At 64.9% G+C, this 10,091-nt stretch carries 6 protein-coding genes and 2 pseudogenes; 5 read left to right on the top strand and 3 right to left on the bottom strand.

What is annotated here, in order from left to right; translation table 11 throughout:
- Positions 1-812 (top strand): annotated as a pseudogene (locus CHB84_RS21645) (tyrosine-type recombinase/integrase); the annotation flags it as partial.
- 178 nt (positions 813-990) lie between these two features.
- On the opposite strand, the pseudogene CHB84_RS21640 reads toward CHB84_RS21645, so the two are convergent.
- The 3 genes and pseudogenes from CHB84_RS21640 to ltrA all read right to left on the bottom strand — a co-directional run bounded on the left by CHB84_RS21640 (position 991) and on the right by ltrA (position 3,702).
- Positions 991-2,234, bottom strand: a pseudogene (locus CHB84_RS21640) (IS701 family transposase).
- Positions 2,235-2,439: 205 nt separating this feature from the next.
- Entirely contained in the window at positions 2,440-2,715 is a 276-nt protein-coding gene (locus tag CHB84_RS23680; protein WP_245818896.1) for a group II intron maturase-specific domain-containing protein, read from the bottom strand.
- A gap of 9 nt (positions 2,716-2,724) precedes the next feature.
- Positions 2,725-3,702, bottom strand: coding sequence for a group II intron reverse transcriptase/maturase (ltrA, locus tag CHB84_RS23675; RefSeq protein ID WP_245818895.1), 978 nt, complete (start codon positions 3,700-3,702; stop codon positions 2,725-2,727).
- Positions 3,703-4,355: 653 nt separating this feature from the next.
- Between ltrA and CHB84_RS21625 the strand changes: the two genes are divergently transcribed.
- The 4 genes from CHB84_RS21625 to CHB84_RS21610 all read left to right on the top strand — a co-directional run bounded on the left by CHB84_RS21625 (position 4,356) and on the right by CHB84_RS21610 (position 9,783).
- Positions 4,356-5,369 (top strand): helix-turn-helix transcriptional regulator, encoded by a 1,014-nt coding sequence (locus CHB84_RS21625; protein WP_089303499.1) that lies wholly within the window; start codon positions 4,356-4,358, stop codon positions 5,367-5,369.
- 175 nt (positions 5,370-5,544) lie between these two features.
- Positions 5,545-6,927 (top strand): aldehyde dehydrogenase family protein, encoded by a 1,383-nt coding sequence (locus CHB84_RS21620; protein WP_245818894.1) that lies wholly within the window; start codon positions 5,545-5,547, stop codon positions 6,925-6,927.
- Positions 6,928-6,948: 21 nt separating this feature from the next.
- Positions 6,949-8,496 carry an acyl-CoA synthetase gene (locus CHB84_RS21615; RefSeq protein WP_089303497.1) on the top strand — a complete coding sequence of 516 codons (1,548 nt, stop codon included), beginning with the start codon at positions 6,949-6,951 and terminating at the stop codon, positions 8,494-8,496.
- Between the two features lie 33 nt (positions 8,497-8,529).
- Entirely contained in the window at positions 8,530-9,783 is a 1,254-nt protein-coding gene (locus tag CHB84_RS21610; RefSeq protein WP_089303496.1) for an NAD(P)/FAD-dependent oxidoreductase, read from the top strand.
- The last annotated feature ends 308 nt before the right edge of the window (positions 9,784-10,091 follow it).

The following is a 10,091-nucleotide window of genomic DNA, read 5'->3' as shown; positions in this document are numbered from 1 at the left end:
CTCACCCGCTCGAAATGGCGCCGCAGACACCAGCAACGCGCCCGACGATGCCACTACGCCGCACGACAAGCTCCGCAATAAGTGCGACTGTAGTACTAGCCGAGCTGAAACACCGGAAGCGCAAGCAGGGGACGCAACAAGTTGATCCCCGATCCGTGGTCAACACAATGCAAGCACGGATGCTGCTGGAAGCCGTCCCGACCGTAGGCAAGCCCGGCCCTCCGCTGGCGGCATTCTTCGGCGCGCTCTACTACGCGGCACTACGCCCCGAGGAGGCCGTCAACCTCAAGAAGGTGAACCTATCGCTACCAACAGAAGGGTGGGGCACGATCCATCTAGAGAAAGCCCGCCCGGAGGTGGGCGAGCTGTGGACTGACACCCGCAAGGCCAGCGAGGAACGATCGCTGAAGCATCGTGATGACCACACTGGTCGTACGGTGCCCTGCCCGCCACAGCTCACCGAGATGCTGCACAACCATATCAACACCTTCGGCGCTGCGCCCGACGGGCGCCTCTTTCGGGGCGCCCGCGACAGCGGGCGCGTTCCTAGCAGCACCTACGGGCGTGTGTGGAGGAAGGCACGCCGCGCGGTGTTTACGGAGGAAGTCGCCGCCGGGCCCCTGGCCAAACGCCCGTATGACCTCCGTCACGCCGCCGTATCCACATGGCTCACCGGCGGCGTGGAACCCACCCGCGTGGCGAAGTGGGCGGGCCACAGCGTGCGCGTCCTGCTGGAGGTCTACGCGAAGTGCCTTGACGGCGGAGAGCAAGCCGCACGCGCCCGCGTCGAGGACGCGCTACGCGGGTGGTGAGTATGGCCACGCATTGGCCGTGAACACCCGTAGGAAGCCGGATCCAGCCGGACACGTCCGGACACACGAAAGCGCCCCGCTGCCTGCTCTGCCGCAGGTCAGCGGGGCGCCTGTGCTGGGTGGCGGGTGAGGGATTCGAACCCCCGAAGGCTAGTACGACAGCCGTAGATCGTGATCTTCACGGTGGTGGGGCTCCTCGTCGCCGGTAGTGGCTCGCCTTGGCACGGTGCTGGTGTCGTCGTCGCCAGGTTGACCAGCGCAGGCGGTGTCGGAGGTCGCTGATCGGCTGGGCGATGAGCACGTTGAACAGGTGGTGGATCTCGTTGCAGGTCAACGCGATCAGCCCGTCTGGCGGCGGATTGTCGGCGCGTTCGGCGGCGGTGTGCACGGCGAACAGGGCGTAGGCGAGCATGGCCATGACGGTCCAGCGCTGCCAGGAGGTCCAGCGGCGGACCTGGTGCTGGTCGAGCCGGCCAGCCCTTTGCTGGCCTGGAAGGACTCCGCCACGGTCCAGCGGCGGCCAGTCACCTGGACGAGTTCGCGCAGCGGCACCGGCCAGGGCGCGTAACAGCGGTAGTAGGCCAACTCGCCGGTGCTGTTGTTGCGGCGGATGAGCAGCCACCGCTGCCCGGGACGCTCGATGTCGGAGTTGAGAGTGATCCAGGCCCAGTCGTAGAAGCGTGGTCCCTTGGAGCCCCGGCCAGCGGAAGCCCGCTGCCACACGTGCTTGGGCAGGCTGGCGCCAAGTTCGTCCGCGCGGCGTTTACCGGCCGTGGTGGCAATGGGGTGGCTGCAGGCGACGGCCAGCACGTAGCCGACACCGCGGTTCTCTAATTCCTTGCGTAGCGTCGGGTCGGCGCCGTAGACCTCGTCGCCGGCCACCCACGGTGCAGGTGCCCCGCCGTCGAGGGCGTGCACGATCATCTCGCGGGCCAGCGCCGGCTTGGTGGCGAACTCCACGTCGTCGGGCACCTCGGCATCGGCGCGGCGATCGGGGTCCTCGGCCCAGGACTTTGGCAGATACAGCGCACGGTCGATCAGTGCCTGACCAGCGTCGGTGGCGTAGGTCAGATACACCGCGACCTGGGAATTCTCAATCCGCCCAGCGGTGCCGGTGTACTGCCGCTGCACCCCGACCGTGCGCGTGCCCTTCTTGAGGTCGCCCGTCTCGTCAACCACGAGAACAGCCCTGGCGTCGCCGAGGTGTTCCACGACGTAGTCGCGCAGGTCGTCCCGCACTCCGTCGTGGTCCCAGACCGCCTTGCGCAGCAGGTGCTGCATCCCGTCCGGGGTGGCGTCCCCGATCTGTTCAGACAGCGTCCAGCAGTTCTTGACCGGCAGGTCCGACAGCAACCCGAGCACCAGATCACGGGCTCGTCGGCGCGGCTCGACCCGCGCAAACCGTGCCGCGATTCGACACATCAGGTCGTCGACGTGCGCCCGCCACCGGGCAGGGTTTAGGCTATGGCCCGCGGCCACCGCAAGATCATCTTGGTTCGACACAAACCCGGCATGATCACGCGGTGGCCGTTCTACGTCACGCCGCCACGCGCCGGGTGGCCCGGGGGAGTTTCACCCCGGGCTCCCACGGAACGGAGCGTGACAGTCTCCCGTCACTCCGCTCGTCTCATCGCAATCCAGCGAACGTGCGCACCCATCGCCAGTGGGTGAACAGTTCGGGGTCTCGATCGACGATCCCGAACCACCACTTGGTGAAGCGCCGGTAGGCGCGTAGCCGCTTGTATTTCTTGCCTGCCCAGCGCATCAGGTAGGTGTTGATGCGCTGCAGGAGAGGATACAACTGGGACCGATAAAACCGGCCGTAGTAGTTCATCCAGCCCGCCACGATCGGGTTGATCGTCTCGGCGAGCTCGTCCAGGTCGTGGCCTGTGCGCAGGTGCAAGCGCCAGCGTCAGACCTGCTCGTGCATCTTCTTGAGCGCGTCCTTACTGACAGCGGGTTGAAAACCGACGAACGGTGTGCCATCCCTTCCCATCGCTCCCCTTGGCTGAAACGTGTAGCCCAGGAACGTGAACGACGTGTGCTCATACGAGCCACGCCGTTGATCGTCCTTGCAGTACACGATCTTGGTCTTCTCGGGGTGCAGTTGCAGCCCCAAACCATCCAGCCGTCCGGTAAGCGCGGCCCGCACCTGGTGGGCTTGTCGCTCGGTCACACAGTGCACGACAGCGTCGTCCGCATACCGCTCGAATTCCACAGTCGGAAATTCCCGATCCAGGAACATATCGAACGCGTAGTGCAGAACAAGATTCGCCAAAACAGGAGACACCGCCGACCCCTGCGGAGTCTCACGGTCTCGTTCCTGCACGGTACCGTCGGGCCGCTGTAGCGGCGCTTTTAGCCACCGCTTCACATACAGCAGAACCCATTTCTGGCCGGTGTTGGCCTTCACCGCCTTGACGACGAGCCGATGCTCCAGCGAGTCGAAGAACTTGTGGATATCAAGATCCAGCACCCAGTTCTTCTTCCAGCACCATTCGCGGCATTTGCGCAGCGCATCATGGGCGGACTTGCCCGGCCGGTACCCGTACGAGTCGTCATGGAAGATCCACTCCGTACGCGGCTCCAGCTGCAGCGCCACCACCGTCTGCGCAATTCTGTCCGCCACGGTGGGCACACCCAGAGTCCGTGTCCCGCCGCCATGCGTTTTCGGTATTTCCACAGCCTTCACCGGAGGTGGAAAGTACGTCCCCGAAGACATCCGATTCCAGATCTTGTACAGATTATTCTGTAGATCGGTTTCGAATTCCTCGACAGACTGTCTGTCCACCCCGGCGGCACCCTTATTGGCTTTGACGCGTTCGTACGCCTCCCACACCAGTCGCTTCGAAATATCAAACGGTTTGTCCTCTGGACTTGACTTGCCCACTCGTCTCCTCCCGCAAGGACTGATGTCCTCCGGTTGCTCGTGCGAACAAACGTCACGATGAGCCGGCCCCTTCGCTCCACCCCCATTACGGGGCTTCCCCACTACTACGAGCCGGTCCGCCAGCGAGCGCCGCCTCGGTACTCAACGCCTCCGGTTTCTGCCGTTCGGCGCGCTCCCTCTCGCCCATCCACACCATTACCGGCGCAGACGCGCAGTATCGACACTCGCCTTCCCACGTTCCGTGCAGGAGCAGCAGACCAGGCTCACGCCGCCTGCATGCCGGGCGCCACCTGGCCAATCAGCGGGCACCCGCCAGGCTCATCCCGGGGACTCTTGGCCTCCCCGGTTTCGACGCCACCTAAGTGTTTCGACACGTCAACAGCGGTTCGCTTACGCTCGTCTTCCTGGTCCCCACCTGACGCCTCAACGGACGCCTTTTCCTCATCGCTCACCACGACGGTCTTCAGCCAACGCAGCATGAGGCGGTTTGATGCCTCCCCCGCAGGGCGACGCCGAAGGGCCACAACCTTCATCACTTGCACAGCACCGCATCAAGAAGCCCTCCTACCTACATACGACTCCTCTCCACGTTCGTGGCACAACCAGGATCACGAAGTCCGGCTGCCGTACTAGCGGGCGAATCAGACGAGGCCATGGTCGACGCCCTGCGGGTGAACGCCTTTCTCGCTATCCTGCAAGGCGATTCGACAGACGCCGAGCACCTGCTGTCCGAAGCACGCGACATGACCGATGGTAACCCGATCTCGCGTGCCGTCGCGTCGGTGGACATGACCGAGGGCCTGCAGGCCCTGCTGGGTAACCGACTGGACGACGCCGCGGAGCGCTTCGCGACCGCGCTCGCGGCTTTTCGTTCCTGCGGCGACCTGCATGGTGAGATGTATACGCTGATGCTTGACGGCATGGTGGCCATGTTTCGCCCTGACAGCGGCCGGGCCAATGCCAGATTCACCGAGGTGCTGGAGCGTAGCGAGGCCGCCTCGGAGTCGTGGTTCTGCTCGTACAGCACGACTTTCCTTGCGGTCGATTACTGGATCGACGGAGACCTTCCGCGGGCAACAGATCTCGCGCGTCAGGCCCTCCGCCTCAAGGTACGGTTCGACGACCACATGGGCGTCGCGTTGTGTTTCGAGGTGTTGGCGTTGATCGCCGGCAGCGCCGACGACTGGAAGGCCACCGCCGTCCTGCTCGGCGCTGCGGACACCGTGTGGGGTGAGACGGGGTCCAAGCTGGATTACTTCGTTGGATTCAACGCGTTCCACAACCGGTGCGAGGAGCAACTCTCCGCCAAGCTGCCGCGTTCGGCTCGCGAATCGCTGCGCCGGCAAGGAAGCGAGTTACCGGCGTCCGATGCGGTCGACTTCGCACTCGGTAATCGCAAGCACCCCGCCGCTGAGGCACCCGCCACGAAGGCAGCGTTCGCCCCGCTGACCCGCCGTGAATGGCAGGTCGCGGAGAGTATCGCCGAGAGGCGCAGCAACCAGCAGATCGCCAGCAAGCTGGTGATCTCGCCGCGGACCGTTGACGGGCACATCGAGCACATCCTTTCCAAGCTCGGGTTCAGCACTCGTGCCCAGGTCGCTTCATGGGTGGCAGAGCGGCAGAACCGGCACGCCCCCGAAACGGATAGCGTCGGATCCGCTCGCTGACAGGGCGCTGTGGCTGGCGCTGGGCGTGTGCGCCAGCTGCCTCATCGGACCAATGTGGGTAGGGCGATGGGTCGAACCACCCGCGCGTGATCGGCTCGGTCACAGCACGCTGAGAAACACACGCGCAACGCGCAGTTCGCTCAGATTCGCGGGAGTCGCAGTGACGTCGGATCTTGTGAAGGTCGCGCAGACGGCCGATGTTGAGACAATCGTAGCCGCCGTGCAGATAAGATTCGCCAGCCGTCGTACCCGTGACCTGGAGTGGCGGATCCGGCAGCTGGAGGGGATCGAACGGCTACTTGATGAGCGCGAGGCTGAGATCGCGGCGGCCCTGAAGTCCGACCTTGGCCGGAGCGAAGCCGAGGCGTGGTTCGGTGACGTCGCCCCGACCAAGACCGAAGCGGCCTTCGCGCGCAAGAATCTGCGCAGGTGGGTCCGCCGTCGCCGTACGCCGGTGTCGTTGACGATGCGCCCAGGTCGTGGATGGGTGCAGTACGAGCCGCTCGGTGTCGTGCTGATCATCGGCCCGTGGAACTTCCCCTTCTACCTCTCGCTCAGTCCGCTGGTGTCGGCCGTCGCGGCGGGCAACTGTGCGGTGATCAAGCCATCGGAGCATGCGCCGGCGTCGTCGGCGCTACTGGCGCGACTGGTGCCGGAGTACCTCGACCCGGAGGCCGTCCGCGTGGTCGAGGGGGACGCCGAGGTGACCCAGGAGCTGCTCGCGCAAGGGTTCGATCACGCGTTCTTCACCGGCGGCACCGAGATCGGCCGAAAGATCATGGAGGCCGCCGCAACACGGCTGACGCCGGTGACGCTCGAGTTGGGCGGCAAAAGCCCGGTGATCGTGACGCGGAACGCCGATATAGCGGTGGCTGCACGGAGAGTGGCCTGGATCAAGCTGACCAACTCGGGCCAGGTCTGCATCGCGCCGGACTATGTGCTTGTCGAGCATGCGATGCGAGACTCTTTCGTGAGCGCGCTGGTCAGGGCCGTGGCTGCTTTCCGAGCCGACCAATCGGTGCCGACGATGCGCATTGTCAACCGCAGGCAGTTCGATCGCCTGGCCACGGTCCTCGAGGGAACCGACGGCGACGTTGTCGCCGGTGGCGGCACCGATCCGGACAGTCTGGGCATCGAGCCCACCATCATCGTCGACCCGAGTCCTGACTCACCGGTCATGGCCGGAGAGATCTTCGGCCCGCTCCTGCCGGTGCTCAGTGTCGGTTCCTTGGACGAAGCCATCGACTTCATCAAGGCGCGGCCGAAGCCGCTGGCGGCATACCTGTTCAGCAAATCCGTGGAAGAACGGGAACGTGTGCTCGCCGAGACCAGCTCTGGGGGAGTCGTCGTCAACCATGTGGCGATGCACTGCCTGGAACCCAACCTGCCCTTCGGCGGGGTGGGCGAGAGCGGCATGGGCGCTTACCACGGGCGGTGGGGATTCGAGGCGCTGAGCCACCGCAAGGCCGTGTTGGCCAAACCCGCTCGTCCGGACCCATCGCTCGCATATCCGCCCTACACCCCGCTCAAGCTCAAGCTGATGCGTCGCTTCTTCTGAGGCACGAGGAAAGGAAAATCGGTGTACCCCGGAAAAATCGCTGAAACGACGCCGGACAAGCCTGCCGTGATCATGGCAGGCACCGGTCGCACGCAGACGTACGCGGAACTCGACGAGAACTCAATCCGTGTCGCTCGGATGCTCGACGACGCCGGCCTGCGGCCGGGCGATGTGGTCGCCCTGCTGTCAGAGAACAACATGCGGTGCTTCGAGATCTACTGGGCAGCGCTGCGGTCAGGGCTGTACATCACCGCGATCAACCGGCATCTCTCGGCCGATGAGGTCGCATACATCGTCAAGGACAGTGGCGCACGGGTGTTGTTCGCTTCGGCCGGTCTGCGCGAACTCGCCGAGGTGGTCGCGCCGATGGTTCCCGGCTTGGAGTTGCGCTACGCCTTCGACGGACCGGTGACCGGCTTCGACTCGTATGAGGACGCATTGGCCGCTGCGCCAAGTGACCCACTTCCGAATCAGCCGGCGGGCACGTCAATGCTGTATTCTTCCGGCACCACCGGCCGGCCCAAGGGTGTGAAGGGCAAGCTCGCACCCGTCCAGGTCGGCGAGCCCGGCGCGGATTTCCTGGTTCCGTTCGTCCAGCACGTGTTCGGGATCGGTGCCGACGACGTCTACCTCATTCCGGCTCCGCTCTATCACGCGGCTCCGCTGCGGTGGGCCGGAGCCATCCACGCGCTCGGCGGCACGGTCGTTGTCATGGAGAAGTTCGACGCGGAGCAGACGCTCGCGCTTATCGAGAGGTACCAGGTCACCGCCACGCAGGTTGTCCCGACGATGTTCGTGCGCATGCTCAAGCTCGATGACGATGTGCGCGAGAAGTACGACGTCTCCAGTCTGAAGGTGGCGATCCACGCCGCGGCGCCCTGCCCGGTTGACGTGAAGCGCGCGATGATGGACTGGTGGGGCGAGATCATCTACGAGTACTACGGCGCTACCGAAGGCCACGGCCTCACTGTCGTCAGCCCGCAGGACTGGCTGCAGAAGCCGGGATCCGTCGGCAAGGCTCTGCTCGGCACGCTGCACATCTGTGATGACGATGGAGCCGAGCTGCCGGCCGGAGAGATCGGGCTGATCTACTTCGAACGCGACGAGATGCCGTTCGAGTACCACAACGATCCCGAGAAGACGAAGCGCGCGCAGCACCCTGAGCACCCGACCTGGACGACCGTCGGCGACGTCGGCTACGTCGACGACGACGGCTTCCTGTTCCTCACCGACCGCAAGTCCTTCATGATCATCTCGGGTGGAGTCAACATCTACCCGCAAGAGGTCGAGGACGTTCTCACCCTGCATCCCAAGGTCCTCGATGTCGCGGTGATCGGCATACCCGACCCCGAGATGGGTGAGCAGGTAAAGGCCGTTGTGCAGCCGGCGCCGGACGTGGAACCCAGCCCCGAACTCGCCGATGAGCTGATCGCCTACGTGCGGGATCGCATCGCCCACTACAAGGCGCCGAGAAGCGTCGACTTCCTCGACGAGTTGCCGCGGACACCCACCGGGAAGCTGCTCAAGGGCAAGCTGCGGGAGCGGTACGCCGCTGCCGTCGCGGGATAGCTGGCGAGCTGCGACGGAAGAGAGGTTCGCGTGGTGGGCGATTTTCGACTGGTCGTCGTCGGTGCCTCATTGGCTGGGCTGCGTGCCGTTGAGGGTGCCCGGAAGGCTGGCTTCGACGGGAGGATCACGCTAGTTGGCGCCGATTCACACTTGCCCTACGACCGGCCGCCTCTATCCAAGGCGTATCTTGAACCGAGCGAGGAAGGCACTGTGCCGGCACCTCCGACTTTCCGGGCCGAGGACGTGCTGCGCGATGAGCTTGCCACCGAGCTCCTGCTCGGGGAGCCCGCTTCCGCGTTGGATACCGAGCGCAAGGTAGTTCTCGTCGGTGACCGAGCCATTGAGTACGACGCAGCGGTGATCGCTACCGGTGCGGTTGCCCGCGAGCTGCCGGGATCGACAGGATTGGCAGGCGTGCACACGCTGCGGACGCTTGATGATGCCGTGGCTGTGCGTGAGGCACTCCAGGCGGGCGCCCGAACCGTTGTCGTTGGCGCGGGATTCATCGGATCAGAGATTGCCTCTGCCGCACGCAAGCATGGGCTTGACGTGACAATTGTCGAGGCTTTGCCGACGCCGTTGACCCGGGCGGTCGGCGACGAGATGGGTCAAGTCTGCGCGTCACTGCACAGCATGAACGGAACCGGCCTGCGCTGCGGACTTACCGTCACCGAACTCGAGGGCGATGGCCGGGTTGAGCGAGTGCGATTGTCCGACGGCTCCGCGCTGGACGCGGATATGGTCGTGGTCGGCGTCGGTGCGGCACCCGCAACCGGCTGGCTCGAAGGCTCAGGCCTGCCTCTCTCCGACGGCATCGTGTGCGACGAAACCCTGTTCACCGGCGTCGATGGCGTCTACGCGGCCGGTGACGTCGCTCGCTGGCCGAACAGTCTGTTCGATCGGTACATGCGTTTGGAACACTGGACGAGCGCCGCGGAGCAGGGAGCCATTGCCGCCAGGAACTCGCTTAACCCGGCGGAGGCCAAGCCCTACACGACGGTGCCCTACTTCTGGTCCGACTGGTATGACAGTCGAATCCAGTTCGTAGGCATCCCGCACGGCGACGAGATCCGAGTGGTCGACGGCGCTGTCGAACAGGACGGCCGATGCATCGCGCTCTATCGCGAGGGCGACCGGCTCGTCGGCTCGCTCGCGATCAACGGGCAGACCGTCATCATGAAGTACCGGTCGATGATCGCAAAGAAGGCGACCTGGGACGATGCGCTGGCCTTCGCCGAACGGCGCAGAGCCGTTTCCTCAGCGACGGCCGCATGGACGGCCCGATGACTCGAGCTACGCAGCTGGCCGATACGGCTCGTTCAGCGGTCAGTGTCACGTCGGCTGTTGGGTCCGGTCCTGACGAGCGACTCGGGGTCGGCTCGGGAGGACCGATGAACTGGATCCGCATTCGGGGTGGTGCGACGTCGTTATGCCGCGTTGCTTCGCGGTGGAGGGAACGCGTCGAGGTATCGCGAGCCGATCTGCCGATCCCGCGCTTAGTACTACAGTCGCACTTATTGCGGAGCTTGTCGTGCGGCGTAGTGGCATCGTCGGGCGCGTTGCTGGTGTCTGCGGCGCCATTTCGAGCGGGTGAG

It is taken from the genome of Haloechinothrix alba, assembly GCF_900188115.1.
Lineage (GTDB): Bacteria > Actinomycetota > Actinomycetes > Mycobacteriales > Pseudonocardiaceae > Haloechinothrix > Haloechinothrix alba.
This window is presented reverse-complemented; position numbering and strand designations above follow the sequence as displayed.

Excerpts from the sequence above, each read along its gene's own strand:
- CHB84_RS21625 (WP_089303499.1), top strand. The coding sequence starts at position 4,356 with ATGGTCGACGCCCTGCGGGTGAACGCCTTTCTCGCTATCCTGCAAGGC.